This window comes from Mitsuaria sp. PDC51 (assembly GCF_900113225.1).
Lineage (GTDB): Bacteria > Pseudomonadota > Gammaproteobacteria > Burkholderiales > Burkholderiaceae_C > Roseateles.
In genome coordinates this window covers 596,576-616,577 of the sequence record NZ_FOZE01000002.1, presented here as the reverse complement: position 1 = coordinate 616,577, position 20,002 = coordinate 596,576, and the positions used below count along the sequence as shown (strand labels likewise).

At 67.7% G+C, this 20,002-nt stretch carries 19 protein-coding genes and 1 tRNA gene; 8 read left to right on the top strand and 12 right to left on the bottom strand.

The genetic code is table 11. The features are described 5' to 3' along the window. Positions 1-22 precede the first annotated feature (22 nt). A complete protein-coding gene (locus tag BM393_RS14155) occupies positions 23-643 on the top strand; it encodes an HAD family hydrolase (RefSeq protein WP_091727158.1) in 621 nt (206 codons plus the stop codon). A 37-nt stretch (positions 644-680) separates the two neighbouring features. Here the strand turns inward: BM393_RS14155 and BM393_RS14150 are convergent, their stop codons facing one another. The 9 genes from BM393_RS14150 to BM393_RS14110 form a co-directional block, all read right to left on the bottom strand. Further along, a complete protein-coding gene (locus BM393_RS14150) occupies positions 681-890 on the bottom strand; it encodes a DNA gyrase inhibitor YacG (protein WP_091727156.1) in 210 nt (69 codons plus the stop codon). 13 nt (positions 891-903) lie between these two features. Further along, positions 904-1,659: a cell division protein ZapD gene (gene zapD / locus BM393_RS14145; protein ID WP_091731524.1), complete on the bottom strand. Its 756-nt coding sequence runs from the start codon at positions 1,657-1,659 to the stop codon at positions 904-906. A 76-nt stretch (positions 1,660-1,735) separates the two neighbouring features. Further along, positions 1,736-2,329, bottom strand: a complete 594-nt coding sequence (gene coaE / locus BM393_RS14140; RefSeq protein WP_091727154.1) for a dephospho-CoA kinase — start codon at positions 2,327-2,329, stop codon at positions 1,736-1,738. Positions 2,330-2,349: 20 nt separating this feature from the next. Next, positions 2,350-3,291: an A24 family peptidase gene (locus BM393_RS14135; RefSeq protein ID WP_254783515.1), complete on the bottom strand. Its 942-nt coding sequence runs from the start codon at positions 3,289-3,291 to the stop codon at positions 2,350-2,352. Positions 3,292-3,294: 3 nt separating this feature from the next. Next, entirely contained in the window at positions 3,295-4,533 is a 1,239-nt protein-coding gene (locus BM393_RS14130; protein WP_091727152.1) for a type II secretion system F family protein, read from the bottom strand. 125 nt (positions 4,534-4,658) lie between these two features. After that, positions 4,659-6,392, bottom strand: a complete 1,734-nt coding sequence (pilB, locus tag BM393_RS14125; protein ID WP_091727150.1) for a type IV-A pilus assembly ATPase PilB — start codon at positions 6,390-6,392, stop codon at positions 4,659-4,661. A 174-nt stretch (positions 6,393-6,566) separates the two neighbouring features. After that, a complete protein-coding gene (locus BM393_RS14120; protein WP_141225335.1) occupies positions 6,567-9,392 on the bottom strand; it encodes an autotransporter outer membrane beta-barrel domain-containing protein in 2,826 nt (941 codons plus the stop codon). 276 nt (positions 9,393-9,668) lie between these two features. Then, a tRNA-Pro gene (locus BM393_RS14115) sits at positions 9,669-9,745 on the bottom strand. Positions 9,746-9,771: 26 nt separating this feature from the next. Continuing rightward, on the bottom strand, positions 9,772-10,701 hold the full coding sequence (locus tag BM393_RS14110; RefSeq protein ID WP_091727143.1) for a polyprenyl synthetase family protein: 930 nt from the start codon (positions 10,699-10,701) through the stop codon (positions 9,772-9,774). 366 nt (positions 10,702-11,067) lie between these two features. Here BM393_RS14110 and rplU point away from each other — a divergent pair, with 366 nt between their 5' ends. From rplU to proB, 4 genes are all read left to right on the top strand, one after another. Continuing rightward, the gene (gene rplU, locus BM393_RS14105; RefSeq protein ID WP_067065598.1) at positions 11,068-11,379 is read left to right on the top strand and encodes a 50S ribosomal protein L21; all 312 of its coding nucleotides are present in this window, start codon (positions 11,068-11,070) and stop codon (positions 11,377-11,379) included. A gap of 37 nt (positions 11,380-11,416) precedes the next feature. Next, complete coding sequence (rpmA, locus tag BM393_RS14100; protein WP_091727137.1) at positions 11,417-11,674, top strand: 50S ribosomal protein L27; 258 nt, start codon at positions 11,417-11,419, stop codon at positions 11,672-11,674. A 230-nt stretch (positions 11,675-11,904) separates the two neighbouring features. Beyond that, a complete protein-coding gene (gene cgtA / locus BM393_RS14095; RefSeq protein WP_175538345.1) occupies positions 11,905-13,149 on the top strand; it encodes an Obg family GTPase CgtA in 1,245 nt (414 codons plus the stop codon). A gap of 63 nt (positions 13,150-13,212) precedes the next feature. Next, a complete protein-coding gene (gene proB / locus BM393_RS14090) occupies positions 13,213-14,358 on the top strand; it encodes a glutamate 5-kinase (protein WP_091727132.1) in 1,146 nt (381 codons plus the stop codon). A 98-nt stretch (positions 14,359-14,456) separates the two neighbouring features. Here the strand turns inward: proB and BM393_RS14085 are convergent, their stop codons facing one another. Next, complete coding sequence (locus tag BM393_RS14085; RefSeq protein WP_175538344.1) at positions 14,457-15,167, bottom strand: RNA pyrophosphohydrolase; 711 nt, start codon at positions 15,165-15,167, stop codon at positions 14,457-14,459. A 134-nt stretch (positions 15,168-15,301) separates the two neighbouring features. Between BM393_RS14085 and BM393_RS14080 the strand changes: the two genes are divergently transcribed. The 3 genes from BM393_RS14080 to BM393_RS14070 all read left to right on the top strand — a co-directional run bounded on the left by BM393_RS14080 (position 15,302) and on the right by BM393_RS14070 (position 18,861). After that, positions 15,302-17,044, top strand: coding sequence for a proline--tRNA ligase (locus tag BM393_RS14080; RefSeq protein WP_091727128.1), 1,743 nt, complete (start codon positions 15,302-15,304; stop codon positions 17,042-17,044). After that, the gene (locus BM393_RS14075) at positions 17,041-18,141 is read left to right on the top strand and encodes a DUF418 domain-containing protein (protein ID WP_091727124.1); all 1,101 of its coding nucleotides are present in this window, start codon (positions 17,041-17,043) and stop codon (positions 18,139-18,141) included. Before BM393_RS14080 ends, BM393_RS14075 begins: the two co-directional genes overlap by 4 nt. 78 nt (positions 18,142-18,219) lie before the next feature. Then, positions 18,220-18,861, top strand: a complete 642-nt coding sequence (locus BM393_RS14070) for a lytic transglycosylase domain-containing protein (protein ID WP_254783449.1) — start codon at positions 18,220-18,222, stop codon at positions 18,859-18,861. Positions 18,862-18,950: 89 nt separating this feature from the next. Here BM393_RS14070 and BM393_RS14065 read toward each other — a convergent pair whose 3' ends face one another. After that, positions 18,951-19,544: a UbiX family flavin prenyltransferase gene (locus BM393_RS14065; RefSeq protein ID WP_175538343.1), complete on the bottom strand. Its 594-nt coding sequence runs from the start codon at positions 19,542-19,544 to the stop codon at positions 18,951-18,953. Further along, the gene (gene grxD / locus BM393_RS14060; RefSeq protein WP_091727119.1) at positions 19,544-19,858 is read right to left on the bottom strand and encodes a Grx4 family monothiol glutaredoxin; all 315 of its coding nucleotides are present in this window, start codon (positions 19,856-19,858) and stop codon (positions 19,544-19,546) included. Before grxD ends, BM393_RS14065 begins: the two co-directional genes overlap by 1 nt. Positions 19,859-20,002: the final 144 nt, after the last annotated feature.

Here is a 20,002-nt window from a genome sequence, read left to right as displayed (position 1 = left end):
TCAGCAGTAGAGATCCCCTCAGATGAAGATCGTGTTCGACTTCGGCGCGGTGCTGTTCCACTGGCATCCGCCGAGTTTCCTGGCCCGCGTCTGGGCCCATCGCGTTCCCGATGAGATCGAGGGCGCCGAGGTCGCCAAGCATTTCTTCCAGGCCTACAGCGGCGACTGGGGCGCCTTCGACCAGGGGCTGATCGACGCGTCGACGACCGCCGACCGCATCCACGCCCGCACCGGCTGGCCGCGCGAGGAGATCGTGGCGGTGATGGACGCCGTGCCGTCGGAACTCAAGCTGATCGAGGGCACGGCCGCGCTGATCCGCGACCTGAAGGCGCAGGGGCACACGCTGCACTTCCTGTCCAACATGCCGGAACCGTATGCGGACCATCTCGAGCAGACCTTCCCGCTGAAGGACTGGTTCGTGTCGGGCGTGTTCTCGGGCCGGGTGAAGGAGTCCAAGCCGTCGAAGGCCATCTTCGATCTGGCGCTCGCGCAGTTCGGCGCGAAGGCGGACGAGGTGCTCTTCCTCGACGACCATCCCGCTAACATCGCCGCGGCGAAGGAACTCGGGTGGCACACCCACCTGTTCACGACGCCTGAGCTCGCTCGCCAGGACCTTGTGCGGCGGGAGTTGCTCCCCGCTTGAGACGCGCAATGAAGAACCGGCCCGAGGGCCGGTTCTTTCATTTGGAGGCGTCGTCCTCGTCGACGGTCGTCGGGGGCGCGGCCACCCGGAAGGACTCGTCGGACCAGTGGCCCAGGTCGATCTGCCGGCAGCGCTCGCTGCAGAACGGGCGCCAGAGGTTGTCCGGCGAGAACAGGCTGTCGCCGCCACAGGTCGGGCAGGGGACGATGCGTGGCGCCGGGGTGGCGGGGATGAATCGCTCGGTCATGACGGTACGGCTGTCAGGAACACAGGGTGAGTTCGAAGGTGGCGTCGACGGGTGCCGGTTTCAAGCGCCCGTCCTCGTCCTGGCGCATCAGGCGGATCGAAACCATCAGACGGTGGCCGCTGATTTCCGGAATCAATCCCAAGCTGGGGTCAATGCGCATGCGCAGCAGCTGGAAGCTGCGACCCGGCGGCAGGCTCTGCTGGTACTGGCCGCCGTGCGCCGCCACCTTGTGCGGCGAGCCACTGTCCCGCAGCAAGCCAAGCAGGACGTTGAGCGCCTCGGCCATCGGCATCAGCGTCTGGGCCCACTGCATGAGGTCATTGCGCCGGCGCACCGGCAGCAGTTGCTGCCAAGCGTAGTAGGCCGGCAGGTCGAATTCGCAGGTGCCGCCCGGGATGGAGATCCGGCTCCGGATGCTCATCAGCCATTCGTTCGTGGTGAGCGCGTGGCCCGCCTTGCCCGGCAACTGGTTGAGCTTGTCGAACGCGGCGTCGATCCGGCCGACCACCTCGTCCAGCACCGCTTCCGAGACCGCGGGATTGCCGCGGTAGCCGTTGAACTGCGTGCGGTGGCGTTCCAGCTCCTTGAGCAGGTCGGCCTTCAGGTCGGCGCGCGAGGCGACATCCATGACCTCGAAGATGGTGGCCAACGCGAAGTGGTGATCCATCGCGGTGTCGCGCGCCATCAGCTGACCGAGCCGATCGAACAGGTGTTCGAGTCTGAGCATCGTGCGGATGCTCTCGTTGAACGGATATTCGTAGAGGACCAAGTCGACCATCCCTTTGCGGCAAGGGGCCATTGTTCCACAGTGCGCCGATGCATCACCCTGGCCGGGTGAGGGGTGGTCAGAACAGGGGACTGGTCAGCAGTTGGCCGACTTCTTCTCGCAGTTGCGACAGGGTCAGGCCGTCGTTGTGGATCACCGCATCGGCGGCGGCGCGACGCTGCGCCCGCGTCGCCTGCTGGGCGAGGATGGCCCGCACGGCGCCCTCGCTCAGGCCGGACCGGGCCATCACCCGGGCGATCTGGGTGGACTCGTCGCAGTCGACCACCAGCACGCGGTCCACGAGGCGTCGCCAGCGGCCCGACTCGACCAGCAAGGGCACGTCGAAGACGACCCGCTGGCCGGGCACGGCGAGCGCGGCCTGCCGCGCCGTCTCGGCGCCGATCATCGGATGGAGGATGCCTTCGAGCGCCTGTTTGGCAGCGGGATCGCGGAAGGCCAGGTCGCGCATCGCGGCGCGGTCCAGCGCGCCATCGCTGGCAACGAACGGTCGGCCGAACCAGGCTTCGATCGCCGCCATCGCGCCCCCGCCCGGGGCCGTCAATGCGCGCGAGATGGCGTCGGTGTCGACGAGCAGCGCGCCGCCAAGTTCCACCAGCGCGGCCGCGACGGTGCTTTTGCCGCTGCCGATGCCGCCGGTGAGTCCGATGCGCATGGGAGGCCCGGCGGACGGGATCAGATCGCCTGCAGACCGAGCCAGGCGGTGACTTCGGCGGTGCCGATCAGCAGCACCGCGAGCGCGCCGCCCGCCAGGAACGGGCCGAACGGGACATAGCGGCCCTCGCGCAAGCCGCCGCGCAGCTTGAGCGCGATGCCGACCACCGCACCGATCAGCGAGGCGAACAGCGCGACCGGCAGCACCATCTGCCAACCCAGCCACGCGCCCAGGGCGGCCAGCAGCTTGAAGTCGCCGTAGCCCATGCCTTCCTTGCCGGTGGCCAGCTTGAAGATCCAGTAGATCGACCAGAGCGACAGGTAGCCGGCCAGCGCGCCGATCAGCGCGTTCGGCAGGGACACCGGGATCCAGCCCGCATGCGCGGCGACCAGTCCGGCCCACAGCAGGGGCTGGTTGATGCTGTCCGGCAGCAGCGTCGTGTCCCAGTCGATCCCCGCCAGCGCCACCAGCGCCGCCGCGAAGCCGCAATAGAGCAAGGCGCTCGGTTGCGGGCCCAGGCGCCAGGCGATACCGGCGAACAGCAGGCCGGTCAGCAGTTCGACGAAGGGATACCGCGGCGAGATCGGTGCCTTGCAGGCCGCGCACTTCCCGCCCAGACGCAGCCAGCCCAGCAGCGGCAGGTTCTCGTGCCAGCGCAGGGCGTGACCGCAATGCGGGCAACGGGAGGCCGGCCGGATCAACGAGAACGCGGGCTGGCGGTCCAGGGCGTCCCGCAAGGGGGCGACGGAGGCGGCCAGTTGCCTGGCCCTGGCCTCATCCAGCCCCGCGTGGGTGCGCAGGTCGTCTTCCTGGGCCAGTTGGTCCGCGCAATCGGACAGCCAGGTCCGATGCAGCATCACCGGCATCCGGTAGATGACCACGTTCAGGAAGCTGCCGACGCACAGGCCGATCAGGCCGAGGTAAGCGGGCGACAGCAGCGCTTCCAGCAGGCTCTGGTCCAGCACTTACACCACCGCGCCGAGCTTGAAGATCGGCAGGTACATCGAGATCACGATGCCGCCGATCAGCGTGCCCAGGAACACGATGATGATGGGTTCCATCAGGCTGGACAGCGCCTTCACCGCATCGTCCACTTCTTCTTCGTAGAAGTCGGCGGCCTTGCCGAGCATGTGGTCCAGCGAGCCGGACTCCTCGCCGATCGAGGACATCTGCAGAACCATCACCGGGAAGATCCCCGTCGTCTGCATCGAGGTCGTCAGCGACGCGCCGGTGGACACGTCACGCTGGATCTTCTCGGTCGCCTCGACGAACACCGCGTTGCCGGAGGCGCCGCCCACCGAGTCCAGCGCTTCCACCAGCGGCACGCCCGCGGCGAACATCGTCGCCAGCGTGCGCGTCCAGCGCGCCACCGCCGACTTGTAGATCAGCTGGCCGAAGACGGGAATCTTCAGCAGCAGCCGGTCCATGAACTTCTGCATCTTCTCCGAGCGTTTCCAGCTCTGGAAGAAGAAGTACAGGCCGCCGCCGATGACGCCGAAGATCAGCCACCAGTAGGCGACGAAGATCTCGGACATGGCCATCACGAACAGCGTCGGCGCGGGCAGGTCGGCGCCGAAGGACTTGAACACGTCCTTGAAGGCCGGGATCACGAAGATCATGATGACTGCCGTCACGACGAAGGCCACCACCAGCACCGCGATCGGATAGGTCAGCGCCGACTTGATCTTGCCCTTCAGCGCGACGGTCTTTTCCTGGTAGATGGCCAGGCGGTCCAGCAGCGCTTCGAGAATACCGCCCTGCTCGCCGGCCTCGACCAGGTTGCAGTACAGCGCGTCGAAGTAGAGCGGATGCTTGCGGAAGGCCGCCGACAGCGAGGTGCCGGTCTCGACGTCCTGGCGGATGTCGGTCAGCAGCTTGGTCAGGCGGGGGTTGGGACTGCCCCGGGCGACGATGTCGAAGGCCTGCAGCAGCGGCACGCCGGCGCGCATCATCGTCGCCAGCTGGCGCGTGAAGACGGCGATGTCCTTCTGCTTGATGGACTTGCCGCCCGAGCTGCGCCGCTTCTTGACCTTGGTGACCAGGATGCCCTGGCGCCGCAACGAGGCGCTGATGACGGCTTCGCCGCCAGCGCGCATCTCGCCGCGCACGATCTTGCCGTTGCGGTCCTTGCCTTCCCACTCGAAGACGAATTCCTTGATGTTCTTGCTGGTCGCGCTCTTGCCGCTTGCGGTGGTCGTCGCCATATCACCTCCTGCCGTCGCGCCAGGGGACTGGCGCTCCCAATCTTTGATTCGTTCGAACGGTCCCGGTGGCCAGACGCCAGACGCGCGAACGCGGCGTCCGAGGACGCCGCGTCAGGTCGCCGGTGTCATTCGTTGGTGGCCGCCAGCACCTCTTCCAGTGTCGTGACGCCCGCCCGGACCTTGACCAGCCCGGACTGCCGCAAGTCCCGCACGCCATCCGCGCGGGCCTGCTCGGCGATGTCCATGGCCGTTCCCTCGGACAGGATGATCCGCTGAATCGCCTCGCTGATGGGCATCACTTGGTAAAGACCGACACGGCCTCGATAACCATTGTTGCAATTCGAGCAGCCAACGGCGCGATAGGGCTTCCAGCTGCCGTCGAGTTCCTCTTCGGCGAACCCGGCGCGGACCAGCGCCTCGCGGGGGTACTCGGCCGGCGCCTTGCAGTTTTCGCACAGCCGCCGGGCCAGGCGCTGGGCGGTGATCAGCAGGACGCTAGAGGCGATGTTGAACGGGGCCACGCCCATGTTCAGCAGACGCGTGAGGGTGGTGGGCGCGTCGTTCGTGTGCAGCGTCGACATCACCATGTGGCCGGTCTGCGCCGCCTTGATGGCGATGTCGGCCGTTTCCAGGTCGCGGATCTCACCGACCATGATGATGTCGGGATCCTGGCGCAGGAAGGCCTTGAGCGCCGCGGAGAAGGTCAGTCCCGCCTTGTCGTTGACGTTGACCTGGTTGATGCCGGGCAGGTTGATTTCCGCCGGGTCCTCGACGGTCGAGATGTTGGTGCCGGGCTGGTTCAGGATGTTCAGGCAGGTGTACAGCGACACCGTCTTGCCGGAGCCGGTCGGCCCGGTGACCAGGATCATCCCGTAGGGGCGGTGGATGCACTGCAGCAACCGCTCCTTCTCGATCTTCTCGTAGCCCAGCGCCTCGATGCCCAGCTTCGCCGACGACGGGTCCAGGATCCGGATCACGATCTTTTCACCGAACAGCGTCGGCAGCGTCGAGACCCGGAAGTCGATGGCCTTGGAGCCGAACTTCAGCTTCATCCGGCCGTCCTGCGGGACACGGCGTTCGGAGATGTCCAGCCGCGAGATGACCTTGATGCGCGAGGACAGCTTGTCCTTGATCGCGATCGGCGGCTGGGTGATCTCGCGCAGTTCGCCGTCGACGCGGAAGCGCACGCGGTAGTGGTACTCGAACGGCTCGAAGTGGAGGTCCGATGCCCGCATGTTGATGGCGTCGACCAGCATCTTCTGCAGGAAGCGCACGACCGGCGCGTCCTCCACGTCGGTGATGTCCTGCGACTCTTCCGGCGGCGGGGCGTCTTCCTCGGCGATGTCGAAGTCGAAGTCCTCGCCGGAGATCGCCTCCAGCGCCTCGGCCGTCGACGCGGCCGTGATGCCCAGCAGCTTCGCGAGCTTGTCGTGCTCGACGATGATCCATTCGGGGGTCAGCTGGGTCGCGAACTTGATGCGTTCGACCGCCTCCTGCTCCGTCGGATCGGCGCCGCCGATGAAGAGCCGGTTGCCCCGCCGTGCCAGCACGACGACCTGGTACTGGGTGGCCAGCTTGGCGTCGATGATGTTCTGCGGGAGCTTGTGCGCGTCGACCGCGTTCAGGTCCAGCAGCGGCAGCGCCAGCGCGTGCGAGAGCGTATGGGCCAGGTCCGAGGGCGACACGGTCCCCGATGCCATGACCGCGTTGACGAAGCTGGTCTTCTTCTCCCGCGCCAGCTTGACCAGGTCCTCGGCGGCCTGCGGCTTGAGCTTGCCGGCATGCACCAGCACGCGGGCAACGCCGGACAGGGCGGACTGAGGGGGTTCGGCCAATGTGGTGTCCACGGATATCGCCATCGGTTGGGTCTTGCCTGATGCCCGGCGCTGGCGCCGGAACGACCTCTCACTTTACCCCCTTGAACGAAGGGGTGACGCCGGGGATGCCCCGGGCATTCACTGAAGTCAGACGCTCCGTGCAATTTCGGCGTTGGGCACTGGAAATTGAGCGGGAAATGTGCGAAGGCGGGAAGGCTACCAGCGGAGTTTCAGCCCCACGCTGCCCTGCAGCGACGAGCTGAAACGCGACTCGCCGCCGATCGCCGCCACGTGGCCCATTTCGCCGTAGGCGCTGGCCGTCGGCGAAAGGGTCAGCGTGAAGCCGGCCGCGAGCTCTGCAGCGCTGGCGCTGGTGCCGGTGGCGAGGTCAGTCGTCCATGCCGGTCCGACGAACCGCGTGAGGTCGTGTCCGCCGCTCGTGCGGTACAGGTTGAGGCGCGCGTAGGGTTGCAGGCGGCCGGCGCCGGTGGCGACGTCGCCCTTGAGGCGCAGGCCCAGCCGGCCCGTCCATCGGCCCTGCGGTTGTTGCTGCACGGTGGCGCCGCTGATTTGTGCGTCGTCGAAGCGGCTCGCCTGATAGATCACCTGCGCTTGGGGCTCGAGGCTCCATCCGGCAGCGACGGGTTGCGACTTGCCGGCTTCGAGGGAGACCGTGACGCCACGGGCGCGGGCGGTCGAGTTGGTGTCGTCCTCCGGACGCATGCTGTAGCGATGGCGGCCGAACTGGAGCACGCCATCGGCATAGAAGCCATTCGGACCGCTCCAGGTCGCGTAGCCACCGAGATGGCGCGACTGCAGGCCGGTGCTGCCGGCCCGCTCCTGGCTGCCCCCGAGTTGGCCGTCCACGTCGGTCCGACCGTCCATCAGGCCGAGGAAGACGCCCGCGCGCCAGGCGCCGTTCACCAGCAGGTCAGTGCCGGCCTGCAGGCCGGAGACGTGTCCCTGACTCCGCGGGGCGATGTCGCCGGCCTGGCGGATGTCGAGGTCGCTGTAGACGGCGCGAGCCCAGGCGCGACGACCGGCGTCGCCGGTGTCGTCGCCCATGCGCCGGTGCAGGTTGCCCAGCATGGCCAGGTCCGCCTGGCGCAGTTGCGCCGGCAATGCGGCAAAGAGCGCCGCATCGGTCCGGTAGGTCGAGCGCAGATACCAGTCTTCGCCGGCGCCAGTCGCATCGGCCGCCCGGAGCCTGTACCTGTACGCGCCGGCGTCCACATGACCGCCGTCCAGCGTGAAGGCGTCCTTGCTGGTCTGGGCCGTCGTCGTGGCCCCGTTGATCGCCTCGACGATCCGGATGCCGTCTCCGGTGGTCGGGGCGCCCAGGCCGCCGACGTTGGTGATCCGCAGCGTGGTGCTGCCGCTCACCGTGCCGCCATCGACCACGATGCGGTCGGTCTGCGAGTCAGAGCTGCCCAGCGCGGTGTGCAACTGCACCGTGCCGCCCTGGCCGGCCCAGTTGCCCGCGACGGTCAGGGTGCGGGGGGTGAAGACCTGCCCGGGGCCGGGGGTGGCGATGTGGCCGGCGAGATCGAGTCCGCTCAACGTGGAGTTGGCGGTCATCGTCCACTGGCTGGTGCCGTCGACGACGAGATGGGCTCCCGCGATGCTGCCGGCGAGACGCGACGACTCGAGCAGGCGGGCGTTCAGGACACTGGAGGCATCGGCGGCGAGGTTGCCGTTCAAGGTGCTGCGACTTGCCGTTGCGGTGAACGTGCTGCCGTTGACGGCGCTGATCACGTTGCTTCCCGCGATGGCGGTGGCCGTGCTGTCGTTCAGGGTCAGCGCGCCGCCGGCGGCGCCCTCGGCGCGAACGAGGTCGCCCGACGCGTTGGTAATGACGAAGCGGTCGAAGCGGGCCTGCTGGGAAGCGCCCGGCGCGAAACCGATGGCGGTGCCCGCCGCGCTGATCGTGCCACCGCCGGTGGCTGCGATCGCGGCGTTGTCGGCGACGAGCAGCGCGCCGAAGCTGGTGGCGTCGTTCGTGGCGACATGCAGCGCTCCCGTCGCGTTGATGGCGCCGCCCAGGTCGGCCAGCAGACCGGCCGCGTAGGACTCCGGGTTGCCGGCCGGAACATCTGCCCGCGTGACGCCGGTGACATTGATCGTCACCGCGCCGGCCAGGTTCACCTGCGACCCGATGTCTCTTGCCGAGACGCCTTGCCCATTGACGCCGCTGACATCGATCGTGGTGGTCGAGGAAGCGCCGGCATTCACGATGCCCGCGGTCACCGTCCGGATGCCGGATCCATTGAGGCTGCTGACGGTGATCGTGGTCGGGCCGTTGTAGGTGATGGTTCCCGCCGTCTTCACTTTCAGGCCCGAGGCCTGGAGGCCACTGGTGCTGAGGTTCGCTGCGCCGTTCAGCGTGACGGTTCCGCCGGTGTCGGCGACAACGGCGTCGGATCTCGAATCGCCCGCGGTGCTGACGGTCACATCGCCGTTGACGATCAATGTCCCGCCAATGGCGCGCAGGCCCGGCGAGTAGGCGCTGCCGCGACCCATGGTGATCTGGGTCGTGCCATTGAGCGTGATCGTGCTGCCGGCGTCCTGGACCAGGACGCCGTGGTTGCCCGAACCGTTGGGCAGCGTGATCGTCAACGGCCCGTCGACCGTGAGGGTCGCGCCGCCATCAGCGACGAGACCCTGATTGCCGCTGCCGGTGGGGGCGCGGCTGATGGTGGCGCCTCCCCGCAAGTTGACCTGCGAGCCGGCGCCGGTCGCGTAGGCGCCGGAACGGCCGTTGCTCGACAGGGTCACGGTGGTGGCGGTCGCGGCATTGATCACGCCGCCGCCAACCGAGGACAGGGCGCCCATGCCGGAAGCGGCGCCGGTGCTCGAGTAGCTGCCGCTGGCGGTGCAAGTTGTGCCGTCGCTCGCTTGCAGCCAGGCGCCGGCCGTGCCGGTGCATGCCGCGAAGGCCTCGTGGGGGGTGAATGCCGTGGCGATCAGCGCTGCGACAAGCATGCGGGAGGGAGTGCCGGCATCGGGGCCGGGCAACGAGAAGGAGGGGCGGGAGCCTTGCATGATCAGATCCTTGGCAGTGCGGACGGCGCTGCCGGCTGACCCTGGATATGCGCCCGTCGCAGGCCGTTGCCGCAGGGTGAATGTAGGGAGCGGACGGGGGCATGTCCTGTCCGATTCCCAACGGTGCGATGTTGGTGCTGTCTTCGGTAGCAGGGGCCTGGGATCTGCCGCGGAACCCGGTGCGAGGGTGGCGGCGCAAGGTGCTGAATGCGTCGACGCGGAGCGCCGAAAAGGAAAAAGCCCAAGTGGTCGATCCACTTGGGCCTTTTTGAATCCTGGTCGGGGTGAGAGGATTCGAACCTCCGGCCTCTACGTCCCGAACGTAGCGCTCTACCAGGCTAAGCTACACCCCGTTTTGGTCATTCGATCGAGAGTTTGTTCAAGAACTTCTCTCTACCGACTGAGCCGCAAATTCTAGCAGGCTTTCTTTCCACTTGGAAAGGGGGAGCGCCGACAAATGTTGTCGCGCCTGTGCGACTTCCGCGCGGGCGGCCTCGCGGGTCGCCTCCAGTGCGCCGGTGCGGCGCACGATCGCGACGATGTCCTGCAGCCGTTCCACCTCGCCATGCTCGATCGCGTGGCGGATCAGGGCGCGGTCGTCGTCGGTCCCGCGTTCCATGGCGATCAGCAGTGGCAGCGTGGGCTTGCCTTCGCGCAGGTCGTCCCCGACGTTCTTGCCCAGTGAATCGCTGGTGCCCTCATAGTCCAGCGCATCGTCGATCAGCTGGAAGGCGGTGCCCAGCGAGCGGCCGTATCCGGCGCAGGCTTCCTCCAGGGTGGGGGGCGCATCGGCGAGCACCGCGCCCAGGCGCGCGCTGGCCTCGAACAGCTTGGCCGTCTTGTAGCGGATGACGCGCAGATAGCTGTCGACCGCAACGTCCGGGTCATGCATGTTCATGAGCTGCAGGACTTCGCCTTCGGCGATGACGTTGGTCGCATCGGCCAGCACCTCGAGCACGCGCATGCGATTCACCGACACCATCATCTGGAAGGCGCGCGAATACAGGAAGTCGCCCACCAGCACGCTGGCCGCGTTGCCGAACAGCGCGTTGGCCGTCTGCTTGCCGCGGCGCAGCGCGGACTCGTCGACGACATCGTCGTGAAGCAGGGTCGCGGTGTGGATGAATTCGACGACCGCCGCGAGCTCGCGGCTGGCGGGGGAGTCGGCGCCCAGCGCGTTGGCGAACATCAGCACCAGCTTGGGCCGCATCCGCTTGCCGCCAGCGTGAATGATGTACGCGGAAATCTGGTTGATCAGCGCGACGTCCGATCGAAGCCGCTGCGCGATCACGGCATCGACTTCGTTCATCTGCGCATTCAGCGCCTCGAGGACCTCGGCAACAGGGGTAGAGGCAATGGGTTGCACTCTGGACTCACGGTGAGGGGAAGCGCGGATTATAGGAAGGCCCGCGCGAGGCGCTGGCCGAGCCACGCGCTCTTGCGCACCCGCGCGGCTGGGCAGCGCCGTGACGACCCGTGGCGGAGTGCGCATCCGGACGCTCCGCCGGCCGCGAAGCCCGATGGCTGCGGGCTTGGGCGCGTCTCAGGGTTTGCATCAACAGGGGTGCCTGTGCTACATTCTCGGGCTCCGCATCTCCATGCGGTGTTTTTTCTTGGGCGGTCGGCAGGGTGCCTCATGGCGCTTCGTGGATCGCTCGCATGTGAAAGGGCTGATATGTACGCGGTCATAAAAACCGGTGGCAAGCAATACAAGGTTGCTGCTGGCGAAAAGATCAAGGTAGAACAGATTGCTGCGGAAGTTGGCCAAGAGATCGTGATTGACCAGGTGCTGGCCGTCGGAAACGGCGCGGACCTCAAGATCGGGACTCCCTTGGTTGCTGGCGCCAGCGTCAAGGCCACCGTGGTGGCTCATGGCAAGCACGACAAGGTGCGCATCTTCAAGCTGCGTCGTCGCAAGCACTACAAGAAGAGCCAAGGCCATCGCCAGACGTTCACCGAGCTGGAAATCAGCGCGGTCAACGGCTGATCCTCGACTCACTCGCAATCTGATCAAGGAGTAATCCATGGCACAGAAAAAGGGCGGCGGCTCGACACGAAACGGCCGCGACTCGAAGCCGAAGATGCTTGGCGTCAAGGTGTACGGCGGCCAGACCGTCTCGGCAGGCTCGATCATCGTCCGCCAGCGCGGCACGAAGTTCCACGCCGGCACCAACGTGGGCATGGGCAAGGACCACACGCTGTTCGCGCTGATCGACGGCACGGTGTCCTTCACCGTCAAGGGCGAAAACAGCCGCTCCACCGTCGTCGTCACGGCGGCCTGAGCGCGTTGATGTCCTGACGCCGCGGGCGGAAGACCTGGTCTTCCGCTTCCGGCGGACCCAGAGCCCCGGCTTCGTCCGGGGCTTTGTTTTTTCGGGGCCCGTGACTTAGGGTTCCCGCGCCGACCGCGAGTTCCGGCGAAACCTGACTCGCTCCGATTCAAAGCATGTCCTCGCGCGGGAGCGCGGGGGCCTGAATTACGATAGCCCCGCTCCGGGACTGAAGGCCATCCATGAAGTTCGTTGACGAAGCCACCATCGATATCGCCGCCGGCAACGGCGGTGCGGGCTGCGCCAGTTTCCGCCGCGAGAAGTTCATTCCCTTCGGCGGTCCGGACGGGGGCGACGGCGGCCGCGGCGGCAGCGTCTATGCGGTGGCCGATCGCAACCTCAATACGTTGATCGACTACCGCTATGCGCGGCGCCACGAGGCGCGCAACGGCGAAGCGGGCCGGGGTTCGGACCAGTTCGGCGCCGCCGCCGAGGACATCATGCTGAAGGTGCCGGTCGGCACCATCGTGCGGGACCTCGAGACCGACGAGATCATCGCGGAGCTGCTCGAGCCCGATGTGCCGGTGCTGCTGGCCAAGGGCGGCGATGGCGGCTTCGGCAACCTGCATTTCAAGACCTCGACCAACCGCGCGCCGCGTCAGAAGACGCCCGGCTGGCCGGGCGAGGTCAAGAAGATCAAGATGGAACTGCGCGTGCTGGCCGACGTCGGCCTGCTCGGCCAGCCCAACGCCGGCAAGTCGACGCTGATCGCGGCCGTCTCGAATGCCCGCCCCAAGATTGCCGATTACCCCTTCACCACGCTGTATCCCAACCTGGGCGTGGTGCGCGTCGGGCCGGAGAAGAGCTTCGTCATCGCCGACATCCCGGGCCTGATCGAGGGCGCCGCCGAAGGCGCCGGCCTGGGTCACCAGTTCCTGCGCCACCTGCAGCGCACGCGCGTGCTGCTGCATGTGGTCGACCTGGCGCCGTTCAATCCCGACGTGGATCCGGTCGCGGAGGCCAAGGCCATCGTCAAGGAACTGAAGAAGTACGACGAGGCGTTGTACGAGAAGCCGCGGTGGCTGGTGCTCAACAAGCTGGACATGGTGCCGGCCGAGGAGCGCGCCGCCCGCGTGAAGGACTTCGTCAAGCGCTACAAGTGGAAGGGGCCGGTGTTCGAGATCTCCGCGCTGACGCGCGAGGGCTGCGAGCCGTTGATCCGCGCCATCTACGATCACGTCGCCGCGATCCAGGCGCCGCCGGTCGAGGACCCGGATGCGCGCTTCGACGAGCCGACGATCGATCCTCCCAAGGCCTTCCAGGAAACGCGCAAGACGCGCGCCGCCAAGGCCAAGGTGATCAAGGCGGCGAAGGCGGAGTCCGCCGGGGCGACGCCCGCGAAGACGCCGCGCGGCAAGAAGGCCGACAAGGCGGAAAAGGCGGAGAAGCCGCCCGAACGCGATCCGCGCTTCGACCCGCTGCCCTGAACGCGTCTCCGGCATCGCCCTGACTTCCGGCTTCGGTCCACGACTCCCTCATCCTCCCATCGCATGAGCAACGGCAACCTGAACGGCGAATTGACTGGTGTCCTGCGGGACGCGCGACGGATCGTCGTGAAGGTGGGCTCCAGCCTGGTGACCAACGAGGGGCGAGGCGTGGACGCCGAGGCCATCGGCAACTGGTGCCGCCAATTGGCGGAACTGGCCCGCGAGGGCCGCGAGGTGGTGATGGTCTCCAGCGGCGCGATCGCCGAAGGCATGAAGCGCCTGGGCTGGGCCAGCCGGCCGAAGGAGCTGCACGAGTTGCAGGCCGCCGCCGCCGTCGGCCAGATGGGCCTGGCGCAGATGTACGAGACCAAGCTGCGCGAACAGGGGCTCACCAGCGCGCAGGTGCTGCTGACGCATGCCGACCTGGCCGATCGCGAGCGCTACCTGAACGCGCGCTCGACCTTGCTGGCGCTGCTGCAGCATCGTGTGCTGCCGGTCATCAACGAGAACGATACGGTCGTCAACGACGAGATCAAGTTCGGTGACAACGACACGCTGGGCGCGCTGGTGGCGAACCTGGTCGAGGCGGACGCCCTGGTGATCCTGACGGACCAGAAGGGCCTGTATTCCGCCGACCCGCGCAAGGACCCGAACGCGCGCTTCATCGATCGCGCGACCGCTGGCAGACCCGAGCTGGAAGAGATGGCCGGCGGCGCGGGATCGAGCATCGGGCGGGGCGGGATGATCACCAAGATCCTGGCGGCCAAGCGGGCGGCGAGCAGCGGCGCCAACACCGTGATCGCCTGGGGCCGGGAGCCCGACGTGCTGCTGCGACTGGCGCACGGCGAGTCGATCGGCACGGCCCTGATGGCGTCGACCGCCAAGCTGGCGGCGCGCAAGCAGTGGATGGTCGACCATCTGCAGTTGCGAGGGAAGGTGGTCGTCGATGCCGGCGCGGCAATCAAGCTGCGCGACGAAGGCAAGAGCCTGCTGCCGATCGGCGTGCAGGAGGTGTCCGGCGAGTTCCATCGCGGCGACGTCATCGCGGTCATCGACCTGGCGGGCAAGGAATTGGCGCGCGGCCTGACCAACTACGGCAGCGCCGAGGCGCGGCTGATCGCGCGCAAGCCGTCCTTCGACATCGAGCGGGTGCTGGGTTACGCCGCCGAGCCCGAGCTGATCCACCGCGACAACCTCGTGCTGCGCTGATTGATCGGCGCGAGCATCCAACCACGACCCAGAAGAAAGGCGCCCGAGGGCGCCTTTGTCTTGCCCGCTCCGCCGCCTCCAGGGCGGCGCCGGTCCGATCAGTCCTTCGCCGGCTCCACCGAACCGGTTTGGGGGGCGGCAACCGGCGAGGCGGCATCGCGACGCTCGCGGGCTTCCTGGGAATGACCATCCGCGGCGTGAGCGACGACTTCCTGCTCGTGAGGCCGAGGGTCGACGCGGTCGTGCCGGTGATGATCCTGCTCGTTGGGCCCGCCATGCCGATCACCGCGCGGTGGCGGCCGCATGCCCGCCCGCAGATAGCGATTGTGATGGTTGAGCCGCGGCAGGAAGCGGGCGAGTTCGGTCAACGCCATCTGATAGACGCCGCGCTTGAACTCGATCACCGCTTCCAGTGGCACCCAGTACTCGTTCCAGCGCCAGGCATCGAACTCGGGGTGGTCGGTCGCGCGCAGATTCATGTCGCTGTCGCGACCGGTCATCTGGAGCAGGAACCAGATCTGTTTCTGCCCGCGATAGTGGCCGCGCGCGTCGCGCCGGATGAAGTGATCGGGAACCTCGTAGCGCAGCCAGTCGCGGGTGCGCGCGATGATGCGCACGTGGTCTGCGGTGAGGCCCACTTCCTCATGCAGCTCTCTGAACATCGCCTGCTCGGGCGTTTCGCCATGCTTGATGCCCCCTTGGGGGAACTGCCAAGAATGGGTGCGTATGCGCTTGCCCCAGAACACCTCGTTCTTGTGGTTGAGCAGGATGATGCCGACGTTGGGCCGGAAGCCTTCACGGTCGAGCATAATCAACCTCAAATCATTCGTTGGATTGATTATTGCACCGGGCCCGAGCCCCGGCGCGATCATCGCTAACCCTCGGTGGTGAACGGTTTTTCCGCGGCGGCACGGCTGACCGCGGACTTTTATTTTCTGCGCCCATGAAAGCCTCCCAGTTCTTCGTCTCCACGCTCAAGGAAGCCCCCGCCGACGCGGAAATCGTCAGCCACAAGCTCATGATGCGGGCCGGCATGATCAAGCGCCTGGGCGCCGGCATCTACAACTACATGCCGATGGGCCTGCGGGTGATCCGCAAGGTCGAGCACATCATCCGCACCGAGATGAATCGCGCCGGCGCGGTCGAGCTGCTGATGCCGGTCGTGCAGCCGGCGGAGCTCTGGCAGGAGACCGGCCGCTTCGACAAGATGGGCCCCGAGCTGCTGCGGGTGAAGGATCGCCACGGCCGTGACTTCATCATCCAGCCGACGTCGGAGGAGGTCATCACCGACATCGCCCGCCAGGAGCTGCGCAGCTACAAGCAGCTGCCGAAGAACTTCTATCACATCCAGACGAAGTTCCGCGACGAGCGCCGGCCCCGCTTCGGCATCATGCGCGGGCGCGAGTTCACGATGAAGGACGCGTACTCGTTCGACCGCGACAAGGACGCGGCCGGCCGCAGCTACGACAACATGTACGCGGCCTACTGCCGGATCTTCGATCGCCTGGGCCTGCAATACCGCGCCGTGGCGGCGGACACCGGCGCGATCGGCGGCGACCGCTCGCATGAATTCCAGGTCATCGCCGAGACCGGCGAGGACGCGATCATCTACTGCCCGACCAGCGACTACGCCGCCAACATCGAGTTGGCCGAGGCGCTGTCGCTGATCGCGGCGCGGGGTGCCGCGACGCAGGCGCTGACGAAGACGCCGACCCCCGGCAAGGCGACCTGCGCCGATGTGGCCGAGCTGCTGAAGCTGCCGCTGTCGCAGACGGTGAAGTCGCTGGTGCTGGCGACCGACGAACTCGATGAACACGGCACGATCGTCGAGTCGCAGGTCTGGCTGCTGCTGGTGCGCGGCGACCACGACCTGAACGAAGTGAAGGCCGGCAAGCTGGAAGGCTTGAAGGGTGGCTTCCGCTTCGCGACCGCCGCGGAGATCGACGCCCACTTCGGCTGCAAGCCCGGCTACCTGGGCCCGATCGGCCTGAAGCAGCCGGTCAAGGTCATCGCCGACCGCACGGTCGCGAACATGTCGGATTTCGTCTGCGGCGCCAACGAGGCCGACTTCCACTTCACCGGCGCCAACTGGGGCCGCGACCTGCCCGAGCCCGACCTGGTCGCCGACATCCGCAACGTCGTCGAAGGCGACCCGTCGCCGGACGGCAAGGGCGTGCTGGCGATCCAGCGCGGCATCGAGGTCGGCCACGTCTTCTATCTGGGCACGAAGTACTCGGCCGCGATGAACGCGACCTACCTGGACGAGAACGGCAAGCCGCAGCTGATGGAGATGGGCTGCTACGGCATCGGCGTGACCCGCATCCTGGGCGCGGCGATCGAGCAGAACCACGATGAGCGCGGCATCGTCTGGCCGGCGTCGATCGCCCCCTTCACCGTCGTGATCTGCCCGATCGGCATGGACCGCAACGAGGAGGTGAAGGCCGCCGCGACGAAGCTCTACGACGAGTTGCTGGACCTGGGCATCGATGTGCTGCTGGACGATCGCGGCGAGCGCCCCGGCGCGATGTTCGCCGACTGGGAACTCGTCGGCGTGCCGCACCGGGTCGTGATTTCCGATCGCGGCCTGAAGGAAGGCCAGGTCGAGGTGCAGGGCCGTCGCGATGCCGCCGCCACCAAGCTGGCGCTGGCTGAGGTGGTCGCCCACCTGAAGCAACGCCTGGCGTGAGTCCGGCTCGTCCGCCGCAGCGCGTCGCGGCGGTGGACGCGCTCCGCGCGCTGGCGCTGCTGCCGGTGGTCGCGGTCAACTGGGTCGGTTATCCGGCGCTGCCCGACGCCGGCCCGCTGAGCCCGCCCGCCAGCGACGAAGGCCTGGTGGCCCAGGCGCTGTCCTGGCTGCTGCATGCGCTGGTGGCGGGCAAGGGCATCGCGCTGCTGGCGTTCCTCTTCGGCTACAGCCAGGGGCTGTCGCAGACGCGCGGGGTGGAAGCCCTGCTCAAGCGCCGCCGCCGGCTGGCCAAGATGCTGACGCTGGGCCTGCTGCACGGCTGCCTGCTCTACATGGGCGACATCCTGACGCTGTATGCCGTGGCCGGCTCGCTGCTCGCGGTCTGGGCCGGCCACTCGATGGCCAAGCTGAAGCTGCGGATCCGGGTGCTGATCGCCCTGAACTTGGCGGTGATCGGTTTCACGATGGTGCTGGCGAATCTGCCGCTGGCCGGCGAACCCTCGGTGCCCTTCACGGCGCCGGCGCCTTGGGCGGAGTGGACGCTGCGCAATGCCGGCCACTTCACCGCGACGACGATCGCCTTCATGACGCTGGGCATCCCGGTGCCGCTGCTCCTGATGACGGGCGGATTGATGGCGGCGCGCTTGCGCCTGTTCTCCCACCCGCGCTGGGAACCCGCGCTGCAGCGCTGGTCGCGTCGCTGGCTGTGGCCGGCGGTGGCGGTGAACATCGCGTTCACCTCGCTGCTCTGGCCGGGCCTGCGCGATGGCGACAGCTTCGTCACCGGGCGCTACGCGATCTTCTATCTCTACCCGACGATGCTGCTGCTCAGTGCCGCGGTGCCGGCCCTGGTCTTGCGGATGCGGCGCGATCCTCGCCTGCTGGAAGCGCTCGCGCCGCTGGGCCGGCACACGCTGACGCTCTATCTGTTCAGCTCGGTGCTGAGCTTTGCGCTGTTCAGCGGCGCGGGGCTGTCATGGCAACCAGGCACCTTGGTCACCGCGGGCCTGGCGCTGGCGTACTGGGTGGGCGGAGTGCTGCTCGCGCGGGCGCGCGGACCGCGACCTTTGCCGCTGGAACGCTGGCTGTCGCGCTGACGGCGCCGGCCAGCGCCGTTACGATGCCGCGCCTCTCCCTTTCCGATGTCGATCGCCGCCGATCCTCTTTCCGTTGACGTGACCGCTTTCCGCTCCCCGACGATCTCCCCGAGTTCCCGCCGCGCGCTGCTGCTTGCGGGCGCGGCCGCCTGCCTGCCGCGACCGGCGTTCGCCGGCGCCCAGCAGGAAGAGCCGCTGGCCGACGCCGTGCGCTCGGCGCTGTCGGCGGCGATCGCCTCGGACGCTCCGCCCAAGCCCCGTTTCGACGCCATCGAGCCGCGCCTGGCCTACCTGCGCTGGCTGGGGGAGATGAGCGAGCGCATGAAGCGCAAGAAGAGCGAAACGCAGACGCGGATCGAGTTCCTGGAGACGCTCTGGTACGAGAGCGCGCGCGCGGGCCTGGAGCCGGCGCTGGTGCTGGGCCTGGTGCAGGTGGAGAGCGGCTTCCGCAAGTACGCGATCAGCGTGGCGGGCGCGCGCGGCTACATGCAGGTGATGCCGTTCTGGACGCGCTCGATCGGTGACGGGCAGGTGTCCCGGCTGTTCCACATGCAGACCAACCTGCGCTTCGGCTGCGTGATCCTGCGTCACTACCTCGACATCGAGAAGGGCAATCTGTTCCTCGCGCTGGGGCGCTACAACGGCAGCCGCGGTCGGGCCGAGTATCCGAACCTGGTGATGGGCGCGCGCAAGGCCTGGCTGATGCCGGGACAGAGCTGAGGCCCCGGCGCGGGAGCGCGCTCACGGGTGATCGCGAGCGCTCAGGTCGGACCACCGGCGGGCGCCCTCGATGCCCGGCCGCATCGGGTTCAGGCGTGGGAACGCAATCCCTGCCAGGCCTGCGGCGCGGCGCCCGGCAACTGCGCCAGTTCAAGCACGCGTTCGACCGTTTCCGCGACCATCTCTTCGATCGAGGTCGGCTTCAGGTAAAGCGCCGGCAGCGGCGGGAAGACGATGCCGCCCATCTCGGTCACCGCCGTCATGTTGCGCAGGTGGGCAAGGTTCAGCGGCGTCTCGCGCACCATCAGGATCAGCCGGCGGCGCTCCTTGAGCGTGACGTCGGCGGCGCGGCTCATGAGGTTGTCCGACAGCCCGTGCGCGACCGCGGCGAGCGTGCGCATCGAGCAGGGCGCGATCACCATCGCGGCGGTCGGGAAGCTGCCGCTGGCGACGCAGGCGCCGATGTCGCCGGGCGCGTAGGCGACGTCCGCCTCGCGCTCGAGCGCATCGCGCGCGAGCCCCAGTTCATGGTGGGCGTTCAGCACGCCGGCGGGGCTCAGGATGAGGTGGGTTTCCGCCCCGATCGCGCGGGCGCGGCGCAGCAGCTGCAGCCCGTAGGCCGCGCCCGTCGCGCCGGTGATACCGACGATCAGGCGTGGACGCTGCGCCGCGGCGGCCGTCATCAGGCCTTGGCCAGCAGCTGCTGCAGCTCGCCGCTCTCGTACATCTCCATCATGATGTCGGAGCCGCCGACGAACTCGCCGTCGATGTAGAGCTGCGGGATGGTGGGCCAGTTCGCGTATTCCTTGATGCCCTGGCGCACGCCCTCGTCCTCCAGGACGTTGAAGGTCTTCAGCTCGCTGGCGCCGCTGGCCTTCAGGATCTGGATCGCGCGGCCGGAGAAGCCGCACATCGGGAACTGGGCGGTGCCCTTCATGAAGAGCATGACCCGGTTGCCTTTGACCAGGTCGTCGATGCGTTGCTGAACGTCGCTCATGGCGGAATCCTCTGAAAGCTGATGCGGGAAGACGTGTGCGGGAGCGCGCCGGGACGGCACGGCGGGCCGCGCGATCCGGCGATTATCGGGCAGCGGACATGCCCGCGCTCGGCGGAGCCCAAGGGCTGTCGATCCGCCGGCGGT